At 72.2% G+C, this 24,410-nt stretch carries 19 protein-coding genes; 8 read left to right on the forward strand and 11 right to left on the reverse strand.

The window, feature by feature from the left end; translation table 11 throughout:
* Positions 1 to 232: 232 nt before the first annotated feature.
* The 6 genes from tkt (at position 233) to pgl (ending at position 7,450) form a co-directional block, all read left to right on the forward strand.
* On the forward strand, positions 233 to 2,362 hold the full coding sequence (gene tkt / locus AB0K25_RS04140; protein WP_357536852.1) for a transketolase: 2,130 nt from the start codon (positions 233 to 235) through the stop codon (positions 2,360 to 2,362).
* 16 nt (positions 2,363 to 2,378) lie between these two features.
* Complete coding sequence (tal, locus tag AB0K25_RS04145; protein ID WP_357536854.1) at positions 2,379 to 3,557, forward strand: transaldolase; 1,179 nt, start codon at positions 2,379 to 2,381, stop codon at positions 3,555 to 3,557.
* Positions 3,558 to 3,633: 76 nt separating this feature from the next.
* Complete coding sequence (locus tag AB0K25_RS04150) at positions 3,634 to 3,858, forward strand: hypothetical protein (protein WP_208569196.1); 225 nt, start codon at positions 3,634 to 3,636, stop codon at positions 3,856 to 3,858.
* 2 nt (positions 3,859 to 3,860) lie between these two features.
* Positions 3,861 to 5,411 (forward strand): glucose-6-phosphate dehydrogenase, encoded by a 1,551-nt coding sequence (gene zwf / locus AB0K25_RS04155; RefSeq protein ID WP_208569265.1) that lies wholly within the window; start codon positions 3,861 to 3,863, stop codon positions 5,409 to 5,411.
* A 31-nt stretch (positions 5,412 to 5,442) separates the two neighbouring features.
* Positions 5,443 to 6,459, forward strand: a complete 1,017-nt coding sequence (locus tag AB0K25_RS04160; protein WP_219463728.1) for a glucose-6-phosphate dehydrogenase assembly protein OpcA — start codon at positions 5,443 to 5,445, stop codon at positions 6,457 to 6,459.
* 220 nt (positions 6,460 to 6,679) lie between these two features.
* Positions 6,680 to 7,450, forward strand: a complete 771-nt coding sequence (gene pgl, locus AB0K25_RS04165) for a 6-phosphogluconolactonase (RefSeq protein WP_363818346.1) — start codon at positions 6,680 to 6,682, stop codon at positions 7,448 to 7,450.
* Positions 7,451 to 7,605: 155 nt separating this feature from the next.
* On the opposite strand, the gene AB0K25_RS04170 is transcribed toward pgl, so the two are convergent.
* The 9 genes from AB0K25_RS04170 to AB0K25_RS04210 form a co-directional block, all read right to left on the reverse strand.
* On the reverse strand, positions 7,606 to 7,950 hold the full coding sequence (locus AB0K25_RS04170; protein ID WP_208569199.1) for an RNA polymerase-binding protein RbpA: 345 nt from the start codon (positions 7,948 to 7,950) through the stop codon (positions 7,606 to 7,608).
* 124 nt (positions 7,951 to 8,074) lie between these two features.
* Positions 8,075 to 8,335: a preprotein translocase subunit SecG gene (gene secG, locus AB0K25_RS04175; RefSeq protein ID WP_204959149.1), complete on the reverse strand. Its 261-nt coding sequence runs from the start codon at positions 8,333 to 8,335 to the stop codon at positions 8,075 to 8,077.
* Positions 8,336 to 8,430: 95 nt separating this feature from the next.
* Positions 8,431 to 9,222, reverse strand: a complete 792-nt coding sequence (gene tpiA / locus AB0K25_RS04180) for a triose-phosphate isomerase (protein ID WP_208569200.1) — start codon at positions 9,220 to 9,222, stop codon at positions 8,431 to 8,433.
* Positions 9,222 to 10,421: a phosphoglycerate kinase gene (locus AB0K25_RS04185; protein WP_219463730.1), complete on the reverse strand. Its 1,200-nt coding sequence runs from the start codon at positions 10,419 to 10,421 to the stop codon at positions 9,222 to 9,224. Before AB0K25_RS04185 ends, tpiA begins: the two co-directional genes overlap by 1 nt.
* On the reverse strand, positions 10,418 to 11,422 hold the full coding sequence (gene gap / locus AB0K25_RS04190; RefSeq protein WP_363818352.1) for a type I glyceraldehyde-3-phosphate dehydrogenase: 1,005 nt from the start codon (positions 11,420 to 11,422) through the stop codon (positions 10,418 to 10,420). The genes AB0K25_RS04185 and gap overlap by 4 nt, the downstream gene beginning before the upstream one ends.
* A gap of 338 nt (positions 11,423 to 11,760) precedes the next feature.
* The gene (gene whiA, locus AB0K25_RS04195; RefSeq protein WP_091237335.1) at positions 11,761 to 12,741 is read right to left on the reverse strand and encodes a DNA-binding protein WhiA; all 981 of its coding nucleotides are present in this window, start codon (positions 12,739 to 12,741) and stop codon (positions 11,761 to 11,763) included.
* A 54-nt stretch (positions 12,742 to 12,795) separates the two neighbouring features.
* Positions 12,796 to 13,758 (reverse strand): uridine diphosphate-N-acetylglucosamine-binding protein YvcK, encoded by a 963-nt coding sequence (gene yvcK / locus AB0K25_RS04200; RefSeq protein ID WP_357536860.1) that lies wholly within the window; start codon positions 13,756 to 13,758, stop codon positions 12,796 to 12,798.
* Complete coding sequence (gene rapZ / locus AB0K25_RS04205; RefSeq protein ID WP_208569204.1) at positions 13,755 to 14,666, reverse strand: RNase adapter RapZ; 912 nt, start codon at positions 14,664 to 14,666, stop codon at positions 13,755 to 13,757. The genes yvcK and rapZ overlap by 4 nt, the downstream gene beginning before the upstream one ends.
* Positions 14,667 to 14,935: 269 nt before the next feature.
* Entirely contained in the window at positions 14,936 to 15,421 is a 486-nt protein-coding gene (locus tag AB0K25_RS04210) for a hypothetical protein (RefSeq protein ID WP_219463734.1), read from the reverse strand.
* 228 nt (positions 15,422 to 15,649) lie between these two features.
* Between AB0K25_RS04210 and recQ the strand changes: the two genes are divergently transcribed.
* Positions 15,650 to 17,494 (forward strand): DNA helicase RecQ, encoded by a 1,845-nt coding sequence (recQ, locus tag AB0K25_RS04215; protein ID WP_363818357.1) that lies wholly within the window; start codon positions 15,650 to 15,652, stop codon positions 17,492 to 17,494.
* A 6-nt stretch (positions 17,495 to 17,500) separates the two neighbouring features.
* On the opposite strand, the gene uvrC is transcribed toward recQ, so the two are convergent.
* Positions 17,501 to 19,450, reverse strand: coding sequence for an excinuclease ABC subunit UvrC (gene uvrC / locus AB0K25_RS04220; protein ID WP_363818360.1), 1,950 nt, complete (start codon positions 19,448 to 19,450; stop codon positions 17,501 to 17,503).
* A gap of 10 nt (positions 19,451 to 19,460) precedes the next feature.
* On the reverse strand, positions 19,461 to 20,795 hold the full coding sequence (locus AB0K25_RS04225) for an endonuclease/exonuclease/phosphatase family protein (protein WP_219463739.1): 1,335 nt from the start codon (positions 20,793 to 20,795) through the stop codon (positions 19,461 to 19,463).
* Between the two features lie 334 nt (positions 20,796 to 21,129).
* Between AB0K25_RS04225 and AB0K25_RS04230 the strand changes: the two genes are divergently transcribed.
* Positions 21,130 to 24,372 (forward strand): penicillin acylase family protein, encoded by a 3,243-nt coding sequence (locus AB0K25_RS04230; RefSeq protein WP_219463741.1) that lies wholly within the window; start codon positions 21,130 to 21,132, stop codon positions 24,370 to 24,372.
* Positions 24,373 to 24,410: the final 38 nt, after the last annotated feature.

A 24,410-nucleotide genomic window follows, 5' to 3' on the forward strand; every position in this document is an offset into this window, starting at 1 on the left:
TCGGTTCGGCGGGGCCCCGTCGGGGCCCACACACCGCACCACACACTACGCGTCGTCGTTTTCGCTGCCCGGGCGACCCGACAACGGTGCGGGCCGTCACACCTGACGGGTGACCGAACGATCCGGCCCGCCCATACGTAACTGCCTGCTGAGATCCCCGGGCGGACGTTTAGACCCGCTCGATAGGGTCACCACTGAGGGTTCCGCCCATCTGCCGAGGAGCACAACCATAGTGGCTGCCAACCGACCCGCACTCAACTGGACCGACCTCGACCGCCGGGCCGTCGACACCGTCCGCGTCCTGGCCATGGATGCCGTGGAGAAATCCGGCAACGGCCACCCTGGCACCGCGATGAGCCTCGCGCCCGCGGCGTACCTGCTGTTCAACCGGGTGATGCGGCACAATCCGGCCGACCCGAACTGGCCCGGCCGGGACCGGTTCGTGCTGTCCGCCGGGCACTCCAGCCTCACGCTCTACATCCAGCTCTTCCTCTCCGGCTACCCGCTGAGCCTGGACGACCTGAAGTCGCTGCGGCAGTGGGGCTCGCTCACCCCGGGTCACCCGGAGCACGGGCACACCCCCGGTGTCGAGACCACCACCGGCCCGCTCGGGCAGGGCCTGGGCAACGCGGTCGGGATGGCGATGGCGGCCCGCCGCGAGCGTGGCCTGTTCGACCCGGAGAGCGAGCCGGGGCAGTCCGTCTTCGACCACCAGATCTGGTGCATCGCCTCCGACGGCGACATCGAGGAGGGCATCAGCCACGAGGCGAGCGCGCTGGCCGGGCACCAGCAGCTGGGCAACCTCACGCTGATCTACGACGACAACGAGATCTCCATCGAGGACGACACCCGCATCGCCAAGAGCGAGGACGTGGCGGCGCGCTACGCGGCGTACGGCTGGCACGTGCAGACCGTCGACTGGCGGGCCGGCGACGCCGACCAGGGCGACTACCACGAGGACGTCGAGGCGCTCTACCAGGCGCTGCTGGCGGCGAAGGCCGAGACCGGCCGTCCCTCGTTCATCGCGCTGCGCACCATCATCGGCTGGCCCGCGCCCAACAAGAAGAACACCGGCAAGATCCACGGTTCGGCGCTCGGCGCCGACGAGGTGAAGGCCACCAAGGAGATCCTCGGTTTCGACCCGCAGCAGAGCTTCCAGGTCGACGAGGACGTGCTCGCCCACGCCCGTGGGGTGCTGACCCGGGGCACCGAGGCCGAGCAGGCGTGGACCGGCGAGTTCGACGGCTGGGCGCAGGCCAACCCGGAGCGCAGGGCGCTCTACGACCGGATCGCCGGCCGGGTGCTGCCGCAGGGCTGGACGGACGCGCTGCCGACCTTCCCCGCCGACGCCAAGGGCGTGGCCACCCGGGCCGCGTCCGGCAAGGTGCTGGAGGCGCTCGCCCCGGTGCTGCCGGAGCTGTGGGGCGGCTCGGCCGACCTGGCGGAGAGCAACAACACCACCATGAAGGGCGAGCCGTCGTTCATCCCGGCCGCCCACGCCACCAAGGACTTCCCCGGCCACGAGTACGGCCGCACGCTGCACTTCGGCATCCGTGAGCACGCCATGGGCGCGATCCTCAACGGCATCGCGCTGCACGGCGGCACCCGCCCGTACGGCGGCACCTTCCTGGTCTTCAGCGACTACATGCGCCCGTCGGTGCGGCTCGCCGCCCTGATGAAGCTGCCGGTGACGTACGTCTGGACGCACGACTCGATCGGCCTCGGCGAGGACGGGCCGACCCACCAGCCGGTGGAGCACCTGACCGCACTGCGCGCCATCCCGGGCCTGGACGTGGTCCGCCCGGCCGACGCCAACGAGACCGCCTGGGCCTGGCGGCAGGCGCTGGAGCACACCGACCGGCCGACCGCGCTGGCGCTGAGCCGGCAGCCGCTGCCGACCCTGGACCGGGAGCAGTACGCCGGCGCCGAGGGCACCGCCAAGGGCGGGTACGTGCTGGCCGAGGCGTCCACCGGCAAGCCGCAGGTGATCATCGTGGGCACCGGCTCCGAGGTGCAGCTCTGCCTCACCGCCCGGGAGCGGCTGGAGGCCGACGGCACCCCGACCCGAGTGGTGTCGATGCCCTGCCAGGAGTGGTTCTACGAGCAGGACGAGGCGTACCGGGAGTCGGTGCTGCCGCGCGGGGTCAAGGCCCGGGTGAGCGTGGAGGCCGGGATCGGGATGTCCTGGCGGGGTGTCGTCGGTGACCTGGGCGAGAGCGTCAGCCTGGAGCACTACGGAGCAAGCGCGCCGCACACGGTGCTGTTCGAGCAGTTCGGGTTCACCCCCGACCGGATCGTCGCGGCGGCACACGCGTCGCTGGCGCGGGTGGGCGACATCACCGGTTTCACGACCGGCAGTTGAGGGGAGCGTGCACGGCATGACGGACCGACTGAAGGAACTGAGCGCCGCCGGAGTGGCGGTCTGGCTCGACGACCTTTCCCGGGTACGACTGAGCTCCGGCGGGCTGGACCAGCTCCGCCGCGAGAAGCACGTGGCCGGGGTGACCACCAACCCGACGATCTTCGCCAAGGCGTTGAGCGACGCCGACGAGTACAACTGGCAGCTCAAGGACCTCGCCACCCGGGGCATCGAGGTCGAAGAGGCCGTCCGGATGCTCACCACCTACGACGTGCGCTGGGCGTGCGACGTGATGCGCCCGTCGTACGACGGCAGCGACGGCGTCGACGGGCGGGTCTCCATCGAGGTCGACCCCCGGGTCGCCCACGACACCGACAAGACGGTCGCCGAGGCCAAGGCGCTGTGGTGGCTGGTGGACCGGCCGAACCTGTTCATCAAGATCCCGGCGACCGAGGCGGGGCTGGCGGCGATCACCGCCACCCTGGCCGAGGGGATCAGCGTCAACGTGACGCTGATCTTCGGGCTGGACCGCTACTCCGCGGTGATGGAGGCGTTCCTCACCGGCCTGGAGCAGGCCAAGGCCAACGGCCACGACCTGTCCGGCATCGGCTCGGTGGCCTCGTTCTTCGTCTCCCGGGTCGACTCCGAGATCGACAAGCAGCTCGACAAGATCGGTTCCGAGGAGGCCAAGGCGCTGCGCGGCAAGGCCGCCGTCGCCAACGCCCAGCTCGCCTACGAGCGCTACACCGAGGTCTTCTCCTCCGACCGGTGGCAGGCCCTGGCCGATGCGGGCGCCCACCCGCAGCGCCCGCTGTGGGCGTCGACCTCGACCAAGAACCCGGACTACCGCGACGTGATCTACGTCGAGGAGCTGATCGCGCCGGGCACCGTCAACACCATGCCCGAGTCGGTCGTGACGGCGTACGCCGAGCACGGGGAGACCCGGGGCGACACCATCACCGGCGCGTACGAGGCCGCCCGGAAGGTCTTCGCCGACCTGGCCGCCGTCGGCGTCGACATGGCCGACGTGATCGCCACCCTGGAACGGGAGGGCGTGGAGAAGTTCGAGGCCAGCTGGGGTGAGCTGCTCGAAGGTGTCCGCAAGTCGCTGAGCGCGGCGGCGCAGGGCACCGGCACGCCGAACGAGGCCGCCAAGGGCAACGCCGAGGCGGCCCAGCGGGCCGGGGGCAACGCGTGACCGACGGCGTCGCCGGCGTCGCGGGGCCCGGCCCCGCGACGTGCCACGCCGTCGTCACCGCAGCACCGGTGGCGACGTGAGTGACCTGTCGACCGGCGCGGCCGATGCCGCCGCCGGTCGCGCGGTGAACGGGGCGGACGCGGTCGCGACGACCGCGCCCGCCGCCGTACCGGCTGCCCTGTACGCGCGGGGCATCCCGGTGGCACCATCCGACCGGGGCCGGCCGATGCTGCGCCGGCCCCCGGCCGACAGGCCGGCCGCACCGGCCCGGCTGGACGCGATCGGACAATGGCGGGCGTGACGATGGACGACATGGACCAGACGGAGCGAGGAGACGGCGTGAATCCGCTGCGCGACGCGCAGGACCGAAGGCTCCCCCGGATCCCGGAGCCGTGCGCCCTGGTGATCTTCGGGGTGACCGGTGACCTGGCGCGCAAGAAGCTGCTGCCGGCGGTTTACGACCTGGCCAACCGGGGGCTGCTGCCGCCCGGTTTCGTGGTGCTGGGCTTCGCCCGCCGGGACTGGGGCGACGGCGACTTCGAGGCACTGGCCCACGAGTCGGCGAAGAAGCACGCCCGGACACCGTGGCGGGAGGAGGTGTGGGGCCGGCTGGCCGGCAACATCAAGTTCGTCGGTGGCTCGTTCGACGACGACGCCGCTTTCGACAAGCTCGCCTCGACGCTGAACCAGCTGCGCGACAGCCACGGCATCCACGGCAACGCCGCGTTCTACTTCTCCATCCCCCCGACGGCCTTCCCGGTGGTGCTCAAGCAGCTGGCCCGCACCGGCATGGCCGACAACGACAAGTGCGGCGGCTGGCGGCGGGTGGTGGTGGAGAAGCCGTTCGGCAACGACCTGCCCTCGGCCAAGGAACTCAACGACCTGGTCGACGACGTGTTCACCCGGCAGGACGTCTTCCGGATCGACCACTACCTGGGCAAGGAGACGGTCCAGAACATCCTCGCCCTGCGGTTCGCCAACAACCTGTTCGAGCCGCTGTGGAACTCCAAGTACGTCGACTCGGTGCAGATCACCATGGCCGAGGACGTCGGCATCGGCACCCGGGCCGGCTTCTACGACTCGGTCGGCACCGCCCGCGACGTGCTCCAGAACCACCTGCTCCAGCTGCTCGCCCTGGTCGCCATGGAGGAGCCCACCAGCTTCGACGCCGACGAGATCCGGGCCGAGAAGCTCAAGGTGCTCAAGGCGATCACCCTGCCGAAGGACGTGTCCCGGGGCACCGTGCGCGGTCAGTACCTGCCCGGTTGGGTGGGTGGCGAACGGGCCGTCGGCTACCTCGACGAGGAGGGCGTCCCGGCGCACTCGACCACCGAGACGTACGTCGCCGTCGAGTTGGGCATCCAGAACCGCCGCTGGGCCGGGGTGCCGTTCTACATCCGGGCCGGCAAGCGGCTGCCCCGGCGGGTCACCGAGGTGGCCATCATGTTCAAGAAGGCCCCGCACCTGCCGTTCAACACGGCCGACATGGAGTCGCTGGGCAACAACCAGCTGGTCATCCGGGTGCAGCCGGACGAGGGCGTGGTGCTCAAGTTCGGCTCGAAGGTGCCCGGCACCACCATGGAGGTCCGCGACATCGCGATGGACTTCCAGTACGGCGAGGCGTTCACCGAGTCCAGCCCCGAGGCGTACGAGCGGCTCGTGCTGGACGTGCTGATCGGCGACCGGACACTCTTCCCCGACGCCTCCGAGGTGGAGCAGAGCTGGGCGGTGGTGGACCCGCTGGAGCACGCCTGGGAGGGCACCAAGCCGGAGCCCTACCGGTCCGGCGAGTGGGGTCCCCGGGCCGCCGACGAGATGCTGGCCCGCGAGGGCCGGGCTTGGCGGAGAGCGTGAGCGAGCAGAGCGAGCGAACCAGGAGGCTCCATTGATCGGGCTGTGGGACACCACCGGCAACGAGGTGGTCAAGGCGCTCGCCGCCGAGCGGCGCAGCGCGGGCGGGGTGGCCAGCGGGATGGCGCTCACCCTGATCGTCGTGGTCGACGAGAAGCGGGTCCGGGAAGCCGAGGCGGCGGCCACCATCGCCGCCGCCGCCCACCCGTGCCGGCTGCTCGTCGTCGTACGCGCCGACGTGGAGCGGGAACGCAACCGGTTGGACGCCGAGATCGTGGTCGGCGGCCGGCTGGGCCCTTGCGAGGCGGTGGTGACCCGGATGTACGGCCGGCTGGCCCTGCACGCCGAGTCGGTGGTGATGCCGCTGCTGGTGCCGGACGTACCGGTGGTCACCTGGTGGCACGGCGAACCACCGGCGGAGATCGCCACCGACTTCCTCGGGGTGGTCGCCGACCGGCGGATCACCGACTGCGCGCAGGCCGTCGACCCGGTCGAGGCGCTGCGGGAACGGGCTCGGGACTACGCCCCCGGCGACACCGACCTGGCGTGGACCCGGATCACCCCGTGGCGCACCCTGGTCGCCGGGGCGTTCGACACCACCGAGGCGCGGGTCACCGAGGCGACGGTGGTGGCCCCCCGCCGGGACCCGACGGCGGCGCTGATGCAGGGGTGGCTGGCCGCCCGGCTCGGCATCCAACCGCAGTGGCAGCACACCGACGACCACCCGAGGATGCGTCAGGTGCAGCTGCGCTGCGCCAACGGCGACGAGTTGACGTTGACCCGGGACGACAGCCTGGCGACGTTCCGGCGTACCGGCCAGGACGACCGGGTGCTGCCGCTGGTGCGTCGCCCGCTCGGTGACGAGCTGGCCGAGGAGCTGCGCCGGCTCGACGCCGACCAGGTGTACGCCGAGGCGTTGGGCACGGCGGCCGGCCTGTCCGGCCTGGAGCAGCGTCCGCCCCAGCGGGTGCACGTCTGGAAGGACCCGGCCACCGCGCGCCGGGCGGAGGCGGGCGTGAGCGCGCACGCCGACACCAGCACGACATCCTGAGCATGTGCCGGTGGGCGGTCCTGCGGGGCCGCCCACCGGCCGTTAGGGGCAGCCGGGGTCCGTTCCCGGGTGGGCGGGTGTCCTCTCCCGCCCGTCGCCGGAGTCGACCGGCGGCCCGCACGACGACGAGACCTCCGGTGACACCGGCACCCGGCGGGCCGACCGGTCCCCGCCCCCCACGAGCAGGACCGCGCCGAGCGGTCAGGAAAAGAAGGCCAAGATGAGTGAGGCGAGTGTCGCGGTCCACGCCGACGCCGACCTGCTGGCGCAGGCGGTGGCGGCCCGGCTGGTGGTGAAGCTGCTCGACGCGCAGGCGGAGCGGGGTGCGGCGTCGATCGTGTTGACGGGCGGGCGGATCGCCGCGGCGGTGCACCGGGCGGTGCTCACCCTGCCCGCCCACGACGCCGTCGACTGGTCCCGGGTGGATGTCTGGTGGGGCGACGAGCGCTTCCTGCCGGCCGGCGACCCGGACCGCAACGAGACGCAGGCCCGGGCCGCGCTGCTGGACCTGGTGCCGCTGGACCCGGCCCGGGTGCACCCGATGCCGGCCACCGACGGCCCCACCGGCGACGACCCGGAGGCCGGTGCCGCCGCGTACGCCGAGGAGTTGGCGCGGGCGGCCCGGCCCGGTCACGCGGCACTGCCGCACTTCGACGTGCTGATGCTGGGCGTCGGCGAGGACGGGCACGTGGCGTCGGTCTTCCCCGAGCACCCGGTGCACCACGACACCCGACCGGTCAGCGCGGTACGGGGCAGCCCGAAGCCGCCGCCGGTGCGGACCACCCTCACCCTGCCGGCGATCAACACCGCCGAGGAGGTCTGGCTGGTCGCCAGTGGGTCCGACAAGGCGCGGTCGGTGGGGATGGCTTTGGCCGGTGCCGGCCCGAAGCAGGTGCCCGCCGCCGGGGTGCAGGGCGTCTCGCGTACCCTCTGGCTGCTCGACCGGGCGGCGGCGGCCGACGTGCCGGCCCGGCTGCGCAGCCTGCGCTGAGCCCGGGCGGCCCGGCCGCGAGCCGGGTCAGCACGCCCCCACCGCCGGGGCGGTCACACCCGGCCGCAGCGGGCGCCACCGCCGGGCGGTCGCTCCGGGTCGAGGTGTCACCGCCGGGGCGGTCGCTTGGGGTCGCAGCGTCACCGCCGGGGCGGTCACTCCCGACCGCGTCGGCGGCGCAGCGCGGCCAACGCCTCCGCCAGCAGCGCCTCCCCCTCCTCCGGGGTACGCCGCTCCTTCACGTACGCCAGGTGGGTCTTGTAGGGCTCGGGACGGGTACGTCCGGGCGGATTCTGGGCGTCCTGGCCGGCGGGCAGGCCGCAGCGCGGACAGTCCCAGACGGCCGGCTCCTCGGCGTCCAACGCCAACCGGATCTCGGTGGCGTGGTCGTTGCGGCACCAGTAGGTGACCGCGCGACGGGGGGCCGGCTCGTAGCGTTCGGTGGGGCGCTCCGGCGCCCCACCGATCCGGGAACCGCGGATGACGTTGCCACTGGGCACACTCGCTCCTGTCGTCGGAGGGGACCACCGCCTGAGGCGGGCGGTGGGCGACGGTGGCGGAGAAACACAACTGCGCGCGGTCCGTGACGGACCGCGCGCAGATTGTACGACCTGATCGTGTCGCTCAGGACCCGCTGTTGAGCTGGAGCCGGAGCCAGAGGCCGAGCCCGATGATGCAGGCGAACCAGACGATGCTCACCAGGACGGTGTAGCGGTCCAGGTTCTTCTCGGCCACCGACGAGCCGGCCAGGCTGGAGCTGACCCCGCCGCCGAACATGCTCGACAGCCCGCCGCCCTTACCCCGGTGCAGCAGAATGAGCATGGTGAGCAGAACGCTCGTGATGACCAGCAACACGATCAACGTGTATGCGAACCAGATCGGCATGGCTGGGGTCAGTCCTCTCGTTACGATCCTCGCCCGGACAGATCGGGCACGGCGGCACCGACCGGTGGACGGGCGGAGTCAAGAATAGCGAGCGATCAGCGACCCGTGTGCTCCGGGAAGCGGCAGATCTTCGCGAACTCCTCGGCGTCCAGGCTGGCCCCGCCCACGAGCGCCCCGTCCACGTCCGGCTGGGACATGATCGACGCGACGTTGGACGACTTCACCGAGCCGCCGTAGAGGATCCGGACCTGGTCCGCGGTGCCCTGGTCGTAGGTCTCGACCAGCCGCTTGCGGACCTCCCCGCAGACCTCCTGGGCGTCCTCGGGGGTGGCCGTCTTGCCGGTGCCGATCGCCCAGACCGGCTCGTAGGCCACCACGACCTTGGTGACCTGCTCGGCGGTGAGCCCCTTCAGGGCGCCGTCGAGCTGGTCGCAGCAGTGCGGCACGTGCCGCAGCTGCTCGCGGATCTCCAGGCCCTCACCGATGCAGAGGATCGGGGTGAGCCCGTTGGCCAGCGCGGCGGCCACCTTCGCGTTGACGATCGCGTCGTCCTCGTAGTGGTACTGCCGCCGCTCCGAGTGCCCGACCGCCACGTAGGTGCAGCCCAGCTTGGCCAGCATCGCCCCGGAGATGTCCCCGGTGTACGCGCCGGACTGGTACGGCGAGAGGTCCTGCCCGCCGTAGCCGATGAGCAGCTTGTCGCCGTCCACCGCGGTCTGCACGGTGCGCAGGTCGGTGAAGGGCGGCAGGACCACCGTCTCGACGGCGGTGAGCTGCTGCTCGGTGAGGCTCGCGGCCAGCTTCTGCACCAGCAGGTTGGCCTCGAGGTGGTTGAGGTTCATCTTCCAGTTGCCGGCCATCAGCGGCCGGCGGGTGACGCTCGCCATCAGTTCTCCAGGGCCGCGATGCCGGGGAGGGTCTTGCCCTCCAGGTATTCCAGGGAGGCGCCGCCACCCGTGGAGATGTGCCCGAACGACGACTCGTCCAGCCCGAGGGCCCGCACGGCCGCCGCCGAGTCACCGCCACCGACCACGGTGAACGCGTCGGTCTTGGTGATCGCCTCGGCGACACCCCGGGTGCCGTTGGCGAACGCCGGCATCTCGAACACGCCCATCGGGCCGTTCCAGAAGACCGTCTTAGCCTGCGACAGGGCGGCGGTGAAACCGGCCACCGTCTCCGGGCCGATGTCCAGGCCGAGCCGGTGGCTGGGGATGCCGTCGGCGGGCACCGTGTCGTGCGCGGCGTCCGGGGCGAAGGCGTCGGCCGCCACCACGTCGACCGGGAGCAGGATCTTGCCCTCGGCGCGGGCCAGGAGGTTGCCGCAGGTCTCGACCATCTCCTGCTCCAACAGCGAGGTGCCCACCTCGTGGCCCTGGGCCTTGAGGAAGGTGAAGCACATCCCGCCGCCGATGAGCAGCCGGTCGACCTTCGGCAGCAGCGCCTCGATCACGGCCAGCTTGTCGGAGACCTTGGAACCGCCGAGCACCACCACGTACGGGCGCTCCGGCTCGCCGGCCAGCCGGGACAGCACCTCCACCTCACGCAGCACCAGCCGGCCCGCGACGTGCGGCAGCCGGGCCGGTACGTCGTGGACGCTGGCGTGCTTGCGGTGCACCGCGCCGAACGCGTCGTCCACGTACGCCTCGCCGAACGCGGCGAGCTGGTCGGCGAAGGCCCCCCGCTCGGTGTCGTCCTTGCTGGTCTCCCCCTTGTTGAAACGGAGGTTCTCCAGCAGGGCCACCTGGCCGTCGGCCAGCGCGTCCACGGTGCTGCGGGCGGACTCGCCGACGGTGTCGGTGGCGAAGTGCACAGGCGCGTCGAGCAGCTCACCGAGCCGCCCGGCAACCGGGCGGAGGCTGTACTGCGGGTCCGGGGCACCCTTTGGGCGACCCAGGTGCGAGCAGACCACGACCTTCGCCCCGGCCTGCACGAGCGCGCCCAGGGTGGGCAGGACGGCCCGGATCCGGCCGTCGTCGGTGATCTCCCCGGTCTGCTTGTCGAGTGGGACGTTCAGGTCGGCGCGCACCAGCACGCGCCGACCTGACACCCCCTCGGCGAGCAGGTCGTCGAGGTTGCGGATGCTCACAGCGAGGAACCCACCAGCTTGACCAGGTCGACGAGCCGGTTGGAGTAGCCCCACTCGTTGTCGTACCAGCCGACGACCTTGACCTGGTTGCCGATGACCTTGGTCAGCGGCGCGTCGAAGATGCACGACGCCGGGTCGGTGACGATGTCGGACGAGACGATCGGGTCCTCGTTGTAGACCAGGATGCCCTTGAGCGGGCCGTCCGCGGCGGCCTTGATCGCGGCGTTGACCTCGTCCACGGTGGTCTCCCGGCCGACCTCGACGGTCAGGTCGGTGGCCGAGCCGGTCGGGATCGGCACCCGCAGCGCGTAACCGTCCAGCTTGCCCTTGAGCACCGGCAGCACCAGCCCGATCGCCTTGGCGGCACCGGTCGAGGTGGGGACGATGTTCAGCGCGGCGGCACGGGCCCGACGCAGGTCCTTGTGCGGCGCGTCCTGGAGGTTCTGGTCCTGGGTGTACGCGTGGATCGTGGTCATCAGGCCCTTCTCGATGCCGAAGGTGTCCTGGAGGACCTTCGCCATCGGGGCCAGGCAGTTCGTGGTGCACGACGCGTTCGAGATGATGGTGTGCTTGGCCGGGTCGTACTGGTCGTGGTTCACGCCCATGACGACCGTGACGTCCTCGTTCTTCGCCGGGGCGGAGATGATGACCTTCTTGGCCCCGCCGTCGATGTGCGCCTTGGCCTTGGTGCCGTCGGTGAAGAAACCGGTGGACTCGATGACGACGTCCGCCCCGGCGTCGCCCCACGCCAGCTTCGACGGGTCCTTCTCGGCGAACGCCTTGATGGTCTTGCCACCGACGGTGATCTCGTCGGCGGTGGCCTTGACCTCGTACGGCAGACGACCGAGGATGCTGTCGTACTTGAGCAGGTGGGCGAGCGTCGCGTTGTCGGTCAGGTCGTTCACGGCGACGACCTCGATGTCGGCGCCGGACGCCAGCACGGCCCGGAAGAAGTTACGGCCGATGCGGCCGAAGCCGTTGATGCCAACCCGGATGGTCACAGGTCCCATCTCCTCGCGTTCTGGTCCGCCGACGTCAGAACGGGCCGGCGGAGGTGTGTGCGCCGGCCGGTGAGCCGGCCGTTGACGATTCGTCTCGGCCACCCCGCCACGGTCTGGGAGGACCTGACCGCCTGAGGCGGCGTGCACGGCGAGGAGTGCCTGTGCCGGCCCCCTTGCCGTACCTGACGACCCTATCCGAGCGTGCCCCGCCGTGCTGCGGCGGGTGGTGACCCCGTCGGGTCGACGGCACGGCACGCCCCACCCACCCGACCCGGGGCACGTCACGCCCGCCGGCCCGTGCCTCGCACGCGCCCGCGGGATGGCGGCCCACCGTCCTATCAGACCACGAGCATGTCCGGCGTGACTGCCGCTTCGGTATCCGGGATGCCCAGGTCACGGGCCCGCTTGTCGGCCAACGCCAGCAGCCGGCGGATCCGCCCGGCGATCGCGTCCTTGGTCAACGGCGGGTCGGCCAGCGCGCCCAACTCCTCCAGCGACGCCTGCCGGTGCTCCAGCCGCAGCTGACCGGCCGAGGTGAGATGGTTCGGCGCGTCGTCGGCGAGGATCTCCAGTGCCCGGGTGACCCGGGCGGCGGCGGCCACCGCCGCCCGCGCCGAGCGGCGCAGGTTGGCGTCGTCAAAGTTCGCCAACCGGTTGGCCGTGGCCCGCACCTCCCGGCGTACCCGACGCTCCTCCCAGGCCAACACGCTGGAGTGCGCGCCGACCCGGGTGAGTAGCGCGGCGATCGCGTCACCGTCCTTGACCACCACCCGGTCCACCCCGCGCACCTCCCGGTTCTTGGCGGTGATGCCGATCCGACGGGCCGCCCCCACCAGGGCCAACGCGGACTCCGGCCCCGGGCAGGTGATCTCCAACGCACTGGAGCGGCCCGGCTCGGTCAACGAGCCGTGCGCCATGAACGCGCCCCGCCAGGCCGCCACCGCGCAGCAGACGTTCGCCGCCACCACGTGCGGCGGCAGGCCGCGTACGGGCCGGCCCCGGACGTCGAGCAGGCCGGTCTGCCGGGCCAGCGCCTCGCCGTCCTTGACCACCCGGACGATGAAGTGGCTGCCCTTGCGCAGCCCACCCGAGGCGAGCACGTGGATCTCGCTGGGATAGCCGTAGACCTCGGCGATCTCCCGGCGTAGCCGGCGGGCCACCGCCCCGGTGTCCAGCTCCGCCTCCACCACCACCCGACCGGAGACGATGTGCAGCCCACCGGCGAAGCGCAGCAGCGCCGCCATCTCCGCCCGCCGGCAGCAGGGCTTGGGCACGTCGACCCGGCTCAGCTCGTCCTTGACCGCAGCCGTCATCGCCATTGTGCGCCCCCTCACGGACCGGTACCGGCGTGTCGCCGGTGATTACGTACGTGCTTAACGATCGACGCCCAGGACAGGCACCAGTGCGGCAGCCAGGGCGGCCGGATCGTGACGGGGCGTGCCGTCGTCGACGGCGACCGGGGCGAGGACCAACCGGGCACCAAGCGATTCTGCCGCACGCCCGACCGGTTCGGGGTCACCCACCGCCTTGGAGTCGGCCACCACGTAGTCGACGGTGAGCTGCGGAAGGTACCAACGCAGGGCGGCCAGGTGGTCGGCCACCGAGAGACCCAGGGTCTCCTTCTCGGCGGCCAGGTTGAGGGTGACCAGCCGCCGGGCCGGGCTGGTCACGATCGCCTCGGCCAGCCCCGGCACCAGCAGGTGCGGCAGCACGCTGGTGTACCAGCTGCCCGGTCCGAAGATCAACCAGTCGGCGTCGCCGATCGCGGCCACCGCCTCCGCGCAGGCCACCGGGGCGTCCGGGGTGATCCGCAGCGCCTGCACCGTGCCGGTGGTCACCGCCACCTGGTGCTGGCCGCGCACCGTGCGTACCTCGTCGGGGTGGGCCGGGTCGAGGCCACGGACCCGGGCCTCGATGTCCACCGGCTGGGCGGACATCGGCAGCACCCGGCCGACCGCGCCGAGCATCGCGCCGGCGTGCGCCAGCGCGGCGACCGGGTCGCCGAGCTGCTCCATCAGGCCGCAGAGCACCAGGTTGCCCACCGCGTGACCGGCCAGCCCGTCCCGGGTGGCACCGGCGAACCGGTGCTGGAACAGCCCGGCGCTACGTCGGGTGGCCGGATGGTCCCCGGCCAACGCGACCAGTGCCTGCCGCAGGTCGCCCGGGGGCAGGCCGCCGCGTTCGGCCCGGAGCCGGCCGCTGGAGCCGCCGTCGTCGCCGACGGTGACCACGGCGGTGATGTCCAGGTCCAACTCCCCGGCGCAGTGCCGCAGCGCCCGCAGCGAGGCGGACAGTCCGTGCCCCCCGCCGAAGGCGACCACCGACCGCACCGTCACTCCCGCCCCAGGTCCCGGTGCTGCGCATTGGCGGCCAGCCCCGACTGGCGCAGCCGCTCGGCCAGCTCCTCGGCGATCGCCACGCTGCGGTGCTTGCCGCCGGTGCAGCCCACGGCCACCGTCAGGTAACGCTTGCCCTCCCGCTCGAAACCGGCGGTGGTGGCGTTGACCAGCTCGGCGTACGAGGCGACGAAGGCGTCCGCGCCCTCCTGGCCGAGCACGTACGCGCTGACCGCCGCCTCCCGACCGGTGTGCTCCCGCAGCTCCGGCACCCAGTACGGATTCGGCAGGAACCGGGCGTCGAGGACGAAATCGGCGTCCGGCGGCAGGCCGTACTTGAAGCCGAACGAGAGCACGGTGAGCCGCAACCGCCGGGCGTCCTCCCCGCCGAACAGCTCCTCGACCCGACGGCGGAGCTGGTTGACGTTGAGGTGGCTGGTGTCGATGATCACATCGGCCTGGTCGCGAGCCTCCTCCAGCAGGGCCCGCTCGACGGCGATCCCGTCGGCCAACCGCCCCTCACCCTGCAACGGGTGCGACCGGCGCACGCTCTCGAACCGCCGGATCAGCACCTCGTCGTCGGCGTCGACGAAGACCACCCGGGGCGAGAAACCACGCTCCTTCAGCTCCCGGATCGCCCCGGCCAGGTCGGTGGAGAACGCCCGCGACCGCACGTCCAGCACCATCGCGGTACGCCGGGCCGCCCCGCCGGCCTTCATCGCCAGCTCGGCCATGTCCAGCATCAGCGCCTGCGGCAGGTTGTCCACCACGTAGTAGCCGACGTTCTCCAGGGCGCGCGCCACCGTGCTGCGGCCACCGCCGGACAGGCCGGTGACCACCACCAGCGTGGTGTCCGACTCCGCCGTGCCGCCCTCGACGTGCCCGCCGGTTGTCCGCGCCTCGCCCATTCCACCACTCCCGGTTCCGTGGCGGCGAGCCCCGATGGGTCCCGTACCGCGCAGGGTCAGTCGACGACTCTATCCCGGTGGGCGGCGTCGATCCCGGCACGCCCGACGGCGGGTCGCCCGGCGGGGTCGGCTCGGCGTTCGACCGGCATCCGGAGCATTGCCTGGCGCGGAGCGGTATGCCTGTCCGTCATATTTATGCCGGACAGGCATACCGCTCGACGGGAGAAGTGTCACCACCTCCGCACCGCGACGGTGGCGGCACGATCGTCCTAGTCTCCGTCCAGTTCAACGGCGGTGCGGGGCGCGGGCTGGCCGGCCTGCGCCCGTAGCGCGCCCTCCCACACCGGGTCCGTGGCCGCCCACTCGGCGACCAGCGCCGCCAGCCGGCGCGCGGGCAGCCCACGCGCGAGTACGGTCAGCTCCGCGACCCGGGGGTCGACCGCCGGGTCCAACTGCGGGGTGGCCGTCGACGACCACGCGAAGCCCTCGGCCAGGGCGGCGGCGGTGAGGGCCACCGCGTGCGCACACAGGTCGGTCTCGGCGGCACAGTCGCACTCGGCGGTGAAGCCGTCCGCCGTGACCCCCACCCAGACCTCGTACGGCGGCCGACCCGCCTCGTGGACCACCCCGGATGCTCCGCCGTCGACCGGGAGGACCTCCGGCGGCTGGCCGGAGGCCGTCAGCTTGTCCGCCGCTGCGCAGACCTCGACCCCGGCCGCGTCCCGGAGTGCGTCGATATCGATGTGTACCGCCATCAGGCCATCCAACCGCACGGCGTCTCGGCTTCCACAGCGCCGCCGGCATCGGCGGCCTCTGCTGGGGTGACGGGGACAGCACCGGGTGAGGGCCCGCCGGGTCGGACACCCGCCGGCTCCGGCGGGGGCACCGCTGAGGACGAGGGTGCCGCCGGAAGCGGGGCGGATCGGGGCGGGTCCGGGGGCGTCGTGGACGGTGGTGTCGGGGCCGGCTCGTAGACTCCCCGGATGGTCTCCCCCACCGAGTTGCGCGCCTCCGACGCCCTCGACGTGCTCCGCCGGGTCTTCGGCTACGACGCCTTCCGGGGCTTCCAGCAGGAAGTCATCGATCACGTGGTGGCCGGTGGGGACGCGCTGGTGCTGATGCCCACCGGTGGCGGCAAGTCACTGTGTTACCAGGTCCCGGCGCTGGTCCGCGACGGCGTCGCGGTGGTCGTCTCCCCGCTGATCGCCCTCATGCAGGACCAGGTCGACGCGCTGACGGCGGTCGGCGTACGCGCGGGTTTCCTCAACTCGACGCAGGACTACGCGGCCCGGCGCACGGTCGAGCAGGCCTTCGTCGCCGGGGAACTGGATCTGCTCTACCTGGCCCCCGAGGCGCTGGGCACCCGGGGCGTGCAGCAACTGCTCGACCGGGGCCGGATCGGCCTGTTCGCCATCGACGAGGCGCACTGCGTGTCCCAGTGGGGGCACGACTTCCGCCCCGACTACCTGGCCCTGTCGATGTTGCACGAGCGGTGGCCGACGGTGCCCCGGATCGCGCTGACCGCGACCGCCACCAGCGCCACCCGGGCCGAGATCGCCACCCGGCTCCAGCTCACCGAGGCGAAGCACTTCGTGGCCAGCTTCGACCGGCCCAACATCCAGTACCGGATCGTGCCCAAGAAGGAGCCGCGCAAGCAGTTGCTGGCCCTGCTGCGCGACGAGCACCCGGGCGACGCCGGCATCGTCTACTGCCTGTCCCGGGCCTCGGTGGACAAGACTTCCGAGTTCCTGGTCGCCAACGGGGTCGCCGCGCTGCCCTACCACGCCGGCCTGGACTCGGGCACCCGCGCCACCAACCAGCAGCGTTTCCTGCGCGAGGACGGCCTGGTCATGGTCGCCACGATCGCCTTCGGGATGGGCATCGACAAGCCGGACGTCCGCTTCGTGGCCCACCTCGACCTGCCCAAGTCGGTCGAGGGCTACTACCAGGAGACCGGGCGGGCCGGCCGGGACGGCCTGCCGTCGACGGCGTGGCTCGCCTACGGCCTCCAGGACGTGGTGCAGCAACGCAAGATGATCGAGACGTCCGACGGCGACCTGGCCCACCGCCGTAACCTCGCCACCCACCTGGACGCCATGCTGGCGCTCTGCGAGACGGTCCGCTGCCGACGGGTGCAGCTGCTCGAATACTTCGGCCAGCCCGGCACGGCCGACTGCGGCAACTGCGACACCTGCCTGACCCCGCCGGAGACCTGGGACGGCACGGTGGCCGCGCAGAAGCTGCTGTCCACCGTCTACCGGCTCGACCGGGAGCGCAACCAGCGCTTCGGCGCCGGGCACTGCGTGGACATCCTGCTCGGCAAGCAGAACGACAAGATCAGCCAGTACGGCCACGACGCGCTGAGCACCTTCGGCATCGGCACCGAGCTGCGCGAGGCGGAGTGGCGCGGGGTGGTCCGGCAGCTGCTCGCCGAGGGGCTGCTGGCGGTCGAGGGCGACTACGGCACGCTGGCGCTCACCGAGGCCAGCGCGGACGTGCTGGCCCGCCGCCGCACGGTCACCATGCGCCGGGAGCCGGAGAAGGTGGCCTCGGCCCGCTCGGCGAAGCCGCGCGGCGCGGCCACCGTGGTCGCCGAGCTGTCCCCGGCGGCCGGGTCGCTGTTCGAGCGGCTGCGCGCCTGGCGGGGAGCCGCCGCCAAGGAACAGGGCGTGCCCGCGTACGTGATCTTCCACGACGCGACGCTGCGGCAGATCGCCACCGACTCCCCCACCTCGCTGGCCGAGCTGTCGAGGATCAGCGGCGTCGGCGAGAACAAGCTGGCCAAGTACGGCGAGTCCATCCTCACCGTCCTCGCCGACCAGCCCTGACCGCCGTCAGTCGGCCGGGGTGGGGGCGGTGGTCTTCGGGTCGCCGTCGAGGGCGGCGAGGATCGCCTCGGCGGTGCGCCGGCCCACCCCGGGCACCTCGACGATCTCCTCCACGGTGGCGGCGGAGAGCCGCTTGAGCGAGCCGAAGTGGTGCAGCAACGCCTTGCGGCGGACCTCGCCCAGCCCGGGGACGGTGTCCAGGGCTGATTCGGTCATCCGCTTGGAGCGCCGCTGCCGGTGGAAGGTGATGGCGAACCGGTGCGCCTCGTCCCGGGCGCGTTGCAGCAGGTAGAGCCCCTCGGAGGTGCGCGGCAGGATGACCGGGTAGTCGTCGTCGGGGAGCCAGACCTCCTCCAGCCGCTTGGCCAGCCCACACAGTGCCACGTCGTCGATGCCCAGCTCGGCCAGCGCCTGGGCGGCCGCCGCCACCTGCGGGGCACCGCCGTCGACCACCACCAGCTGCGGCGGGTACGCGAACTTGCGTGGCCGGCCGGTGGTCGGGTCGATGCCGGGGCGGTCGGGGTCGGACGCGGTCTCCTCGCCCAGCTCACCGGTCTCGGCGCGGGCGTCGAGGTAGCGGGCGAAGCGGCGGCGCAGCACCTCGGACATCGCCGACAGGTCGTCGGTGGCGCCCCGGACGATGAACCGGCGGTATTCGCTCTTGCGGGGCAGCCCGTCCTCGAAGACGACCATGCTGGCCACCACGTCGGTGCCCTGGATCTGGGAGACGTCGAAGCACTCGATGCGCAGCGGCGAGGTACGCATGCCGAGCGCCTCGCTGATCTCGTCGAGCGCCTTGCCCCGGGTGGTGAGGTCGCCGGCCCGCTTGAGCTTGTGCCGGGCCAGCGCGTCCTTCGCGTTGCGGCCCACGGTCTCCAGCAGGGTCTTCTTGTCGCCGCGCTGGGGCACCCGCAGCGACACCCGGCTGCCCCGGCGGGCGCTGAGCCAGTCGGCGAGCGCGTCGGCGTCACCGGGCAGCTCGGGGACGAGCAACTCCCGGGGGACGTCCGCCTCGCCCTGCTCGCCGCCGTAGACCTGGGTGCAGAAGTGGTGCACCAGGTCGCCGGTGGTCAGCTCCTCGGTCTTTTCCACCACCCAGCCGCGTTGGCCGCGTACCCGACCGTCGCGGACGTGGAAGACCTGCACGGACGCTTCGAGGGGGTCGTCGGCGAAGGCGACCACGTCGGCGTCGGTGCCGTCGCCGAGCACCACGGTCTGCTTCTCCATGGCCCGGCGCAGGGCGGCCACGTCGTCGCGGAGCCGGGCCGCCCGCTCGAACTCCAACTGCTCGCTGGCCTCGGTCATCTCGCGTTCGAGGCGACGCACCATGCTGTCGGTACGGCCGGCCATGAACTCGCAGAAGTTGTCGACGATGGCCCGGTGCGCGTCGGCGGAGACGGTGCCCACGCAGGGCGCGGAGCACTTGCCGATGTAACCGAGCAGGCAGGGCCGGCCCACCTGCCCGGCCCGCTTGAACACCCCGGCGGAGCAGGTGCGGGCGGGGAAGACCCGCAGCAGCAGGTCGAGCGTCTCGCGGATCGCCCAGGCGTGCGAGTACGGCCCGAAGTACCGCACGCCCTTACGCTTCGCGCCCCGCATGACCTGCAGCCGCGGGTATTCCTCGTCGAGGGTGACCGCCAGGTACGGGTACGACTTGTCGTCGCGGTACCGGACGTTGAACCGGGGGTCGTACTGCTTGATCCAGGTGTATTCGAGCTGGAGCGCCTCGACCTCGGTGCCCACGGTGACCCAGTCGACCGACTCGGCGGTGGTGACCATCTGCCGGGTGCGCTCGTGCAGCCCCCACGGGTCGGCGAAGTAGGAGTTGAGCCTGCTGCGCAGACTCTTGGCCTTGCCGACGTAGATCACCCGGCCGGTGCCGTCGCGGAACCGGTAGACCCCGGGGGACTCGGGGATCGTGCCGGTCGCGGGGCGGTAGGTCGAGGGATCAGCCACGGCACCGAGACTATCCGTTGCCCCCGACACTCCAGATCACACCGAGCTGGTCGACCTCGGTGCCGCTGCGGCCGAAGAAGCCGGCCAGTCGACCGCCCGGGGGCGCGGTGAAGGTGACCGTCGCCGAGGTGGGCGTACCGGCGCTGAGGGTGCGGCCCTGGTCGGTGCCGAGCCGGGCCGAGAAGATCCTGGTCCGGCCGTCCTTCTGGCCCTGGGTCAGAGTGACCTGGGTGATCCGCTCGCCGGGGGCCAGGGTGAGGCCGGTCTCGGTCCCGCCGGTGCCGCCGTGGCGCAGCTGGCCGCCGTCGGCGAGGTCGACGCCGACGGCGTCGAGCCGGGAGCCGCCGCGCAGGGTGACCCGGGTCACCGCCGGGCCGACCCGGTCGGCGTCGGTGAAGCCGGTGCCGTGCGGGCCGCCCCAGGTATCGCTGGCCCGCAGCGTCGGGGCGAGGGTCCAGTCGAACCAGGCGGCGTGCGGGTAGTGGTCGGACAGCGGCCCGCCGGTCGGGGTGAGGAACCGGGCGTGCTCGTTGTGGTAGCGGTTCAGGGTGAGGTTGACCAGCTTGTTGCCCCGGTAGAGGATCTTGTCGACCACCTCGCAGGAGTCGGTCACGTTGGCCTCGTCGCAGACCAGCGCGGGGTCACCGGCGGCCGGCGGCTGGCCGCCCCGTTCCTGCTGCACCCAGACGTCGGTGAGGCCGTTGGCCGCCACCAGGTCCCGGATGTTGTCTCCGGTACGGGTGTAGCGGACGTTCAGGTCACCCATCAGGACCACCGCGTTGCCGGCCGAGTTGGCGGCGACGTACGCGGAGAGCTGGCTGAGGTTGGACCGGCGGGCGGCCAGGTCGGCGTCGGTGGTGCCGGCGTTGGGGTGGGCGTTGTAGAAGTCGACGAAGACGCCCTCGGCGAGCCGGATGCGGCTGGCGGTGAAGCCCTTCGGGGTGAGGCAGTCGGTGCCGTTGCAGGAGTTCCACTTCACCCGGGCGAAGTCGCTGTACGGGTAGTTCGACAGCGTGTTGAGGCCGCTGCCGAACGGCACTCCCCCGCTGGTCGGGGTGCGGTACGGGTGCTGGTCGGTGGCGTACAGGTCGGCGTGGTAGTTGAAGTCCTCCTGGACGTGCACGATGTCGTACCCGCCGAGCCGTTCGCCGATCGGCCGGGTGTTGGTCGCCGGGTCGCCGCTGGAGATGATGTCGGGCAGCCCGGCGACGTTGTAGGTGAGCACGGAGAACGCCCCCGAGGTGGGCGCGGCGGCGGCGGTGCCCGGGGACGCGGCGGCCGGCGCGGGCGGGGTGAGCACGGCCGCGAGCAGCGTCGCGGACGCGAGCAGACGGACGACCTTCATCGACGGTCCAATCTGGAGTGGCGGGACCGGCGGGTGTCCGCCGGTCGGGGGCGGGACCGGCAGTGAGCACCGGTCAGGGTTGGGGGACCGGCGGGTGAGCACCGGTCCGGGCGGGAGGGCCGGCGGGTGAGCGCCGGGCGGGGTGGGGCGAGGGGCGGGCGTCAGCCCGGGTGCCGGATCGAAAGCTATCCACGCGCGCCGACCGGCTCGATACTCCCGGGGAAAGATCCGGCAGCCGCTCGATGGACGTCTTCCGATATCGACGAGCGGAGATTACCATCCGGTAACCGAATGTTATTCACGTAAAGATCCCCATCCTCATCGGAGGATCACCATGCCCCGTCCCCCCACCGTCCGCCGCCTGCTCGCCGGACTGACCGCCGGCATCAGCGTCGCCGCCCTGCTCACCGCGACCCCCGCCGCCCCGGCCGAGGCCGCCGCGCCACGTGCCGCGTTCAGCCCCGAGGACTACTGCCTCGGCGAGTGCGGCGACATCCTGCCACCCGGCCAGAACGGCAACGCCACCCTCGTCGAGGTGCTGGGCAACCAGACCCTCGGCACCCTGCCCCGGCACTCCGCCGACCAGCTCGACCGCTACGCCGACCTGGTCTACGGCTACGCCGGGCTGCGCGAGGAACAGATCGGCTCGTTCTTCAACGACGCCTCCTTCGGAGTGCCGCAGGGGCAGGTCGAACGCGACTACTCGCCCCGCTCCGACGTGCGCATCCTGCGGGACAAGGCGACAGGCGTCCCGCACGTCACCGGCACCACCCGGGGCGGCACCATGTACGGCGCGGGCTACGCCGGGGCCGAGGACCGACTGTTCACCATGGACCTGCTACGGCACGTCGGCCGGGGCACCCTCACCTCGTTCGCCGGGGGCGCCCCCGGCAACCGGGCCCTGGAGCAGAGCGTCTGGCGCAACTCGCCGTACACCGAGGCGGACCTCCAGGCGCAGGTCGAGGCGCTGCGCACGAAGGGTCCGCGCGGCCAGCAGCTCTACGCCGACGTGCAGGAGTACATCGCCGGCATCAACGCCTACATCGGCGTCTGCATGGGCGCCCGCAACTGCCCCGGCGAGTACGTGCTCACCGGCCACCTGGACGCGGTCACCAACGCCGGCGGCCCGGAGCCGTTCCAGCTCACCGACCTGATCGCCATCGCCGGCGTGGTGGGCGGCCTGTTCGGCGGCGGGGGCGGCACCGAGATGCAGTCCGCGCTGGTCCGCATCGCCGCCCGCGCCAAGTACGGCGCCACCGAGGGCGACAGGGTGTGGACGGCGTTCCGCAACCAGAACGACCCGGAGACCGTGCTGACCCTGCACGACGGGCAGAGCTTCCCGTACGGCGACGCCTCCCCGGACGCGGCGAGCGTGGCACTGCCCGACGCCGGCTCGGCCCGGGTCGAGCCGATCTTCACCGACCCGACCGGCTCCGCCGGCAGCACCGCCGCCCCGGCCCGTGCCCCCGGCACCAGCGCGTCCGGTGAGCTGGCCGCCGCGCTGTCCGGGCTGACCATCAGCCCGGCGCACCGGGGCATGTCCAACGCGGCGGTGGTCTCGGCCGGGAACTCGGCCACCGGACACCCGGTCGCGGTCTTCGGCCCGCAGACCGGCTACTTCTCCCCGCAACTGCTGATGGTGCAGGAGTTGCAGGGCCCGGGGATCAGTGCCCGGGGCGCGGCGTTCGCCGGTCTCAACCTCTACGTGCTGCTCGGCCGGGGGCAGGACTACGCGTGGAGCGCCACCTCGTCGATCCACGACATCACCGACAGCTACGCGGTGCCGCTGTGCACCACCGACGGCAGCGCCCCCACCCTCGCCGCCGACCACTACCTCTACCGGGGGCAGTGCGTGGCGATGGAGCAGCTCGCGCACGTCAACAAGTGGACGCCGACCCTCGCCGACGGCACCGCCAAGGGGTCGTACAAGCTCGTGGCCTGGCGCACGAAGCTCGGCCTGGTGTCCTGGCGGGGCACGGTGGGCGGCAAACCGCACGCGTTCACCCAGCTCCGCTCCACCTACCGGCACGAGGCCGACTCGGCGATCGGCTTCCAGATGTTCAACGACCCGGCCGAGATGGGCTCGGCGGACGCCTTCGTCGCCTCGGCCAACAACGTCGAGTACGCGTTCAACTGGTTCTACGTCAACTCCACCGAGTCGGCGTACTTCAACTCCGGGCTGAACCCGGTGCGGGCCGCCGGGTCCAACCCGAACCTGCCGATGAAGGCCGAGCCGGCCTACGAGTGGCAGGGCTTCGACCCGGCGACGAACACCGCCAACTACGCCCCGCTGGCCGCCCACCCCCGGTCGGTCAACCAGGACTACTACGTCAGCTGGAACAACAAGCAGGCCAAGGACTTCGGCGGCGCGGACGGCAACTACAGCTTCGGCGCGGTGCACCGGGCCGACCTGCTGGACCGCCCGCTCAAGGCGGGCCTTCAGGCCGGCCGGAAGTTCGACCGGGGCTCGCTGACCGCGCTGGTCGAGCAGGCCGGCGTGACCGACCTGCGCGGGGCCGAGGTGCTCGACGAGCTGATCCGGGTGCTGGAGAGCCAGCCCGTCGCCGACGCCGCGCTGGCCACCGAGATCAGCCGGCTCAAGGCGTGGCGGCAGGACGGCGCGCTGCGGGTGGAGACCGCGAAGGGGTCGAAGGTCTACCGGCACGCCGACGCGATCCGCACCTTCGACGCCTGGTGGCCGCTGCTGGTCCGGGGGATGTTCCGCGACCAGCTGGGCCCGGACCTCTACCAGTCGTTGATCAACGCGATCCAGATCAACGAGTCCCCCTCCGGGTACCAGCAGGGCGACAAGTCCAACCTGCCGACCTCGGCCAACGAGGCCCAGTCGCACAAGGGCTCGTCCTTCCAGTACGGCTGGTGGGGCTACGTCGACAAGGACCTGCGCGCGGTGCTCGGCGACCCGGTGCGCGGCGGGCTGGGCCGGAGCTACTGCGGGGCCGGGAACCTGGCCGGCTGCCGGCAGGTGCTGCTGGACACGCTACGCACGGCGGCGGCCACCCCGGCCGCCCAGACCTATCCCGGCGACGCGAGCTGCGCCGCCGGTGACCAGTGGTGCGCGGACGCGATCATCCAGTCGCCGCTGGGCGGGATCAAGCACGCCACCACCGCCTGGCAGAACCGGCCCACCTTCCAGCAGGTGGTGTCGTTCCCGTCCCGCCGGGGCGACGACCTGACCAACCTGGCCGCCGGCCGGCCGGTCAGCGCGTCCGGCAGTGAGCTGTTCTTCGGGGCGGCCAAGGCCGTCGACTCCGACCTCGGCACCCGCTGGGCGAGCAGCTGGGCGGACGACCAGTGGCTGACCGTGGACCTCGGGTCGGCCCGCCAGGTGGGTCGGGTGACGCTGGCCTGGGAGTCGGCGTACGCCCGGTCGTACCGGATCGAGGTGTCCAACGACGGGTCGACCTGGCGTACGGTCTGGTCGACCACGGCCGGCGACGGCGGCACCGACGTGGCGGCCTTCCCCACGACGAGCGCCCGCTACGTCCGGATGCACGGGGTGACCCGGGCCACCACGTACGGCTACTCGATCTGGGAGATGGCGGTCTACCCGCAGTGAACCCGACCGGCCGGCCCGGAGGACGTCCTCCGGGCCGG

It is taken from the genome of Micromonospora sp. NPDC049257 (genome assembly GCF_040678915.1).
GTDB lineage: Bacteria > Actinomycetota > Actinomycetes > Mycobacteriales > Micromonosporaceae > Micromonospora > Micromonospora antibiotica.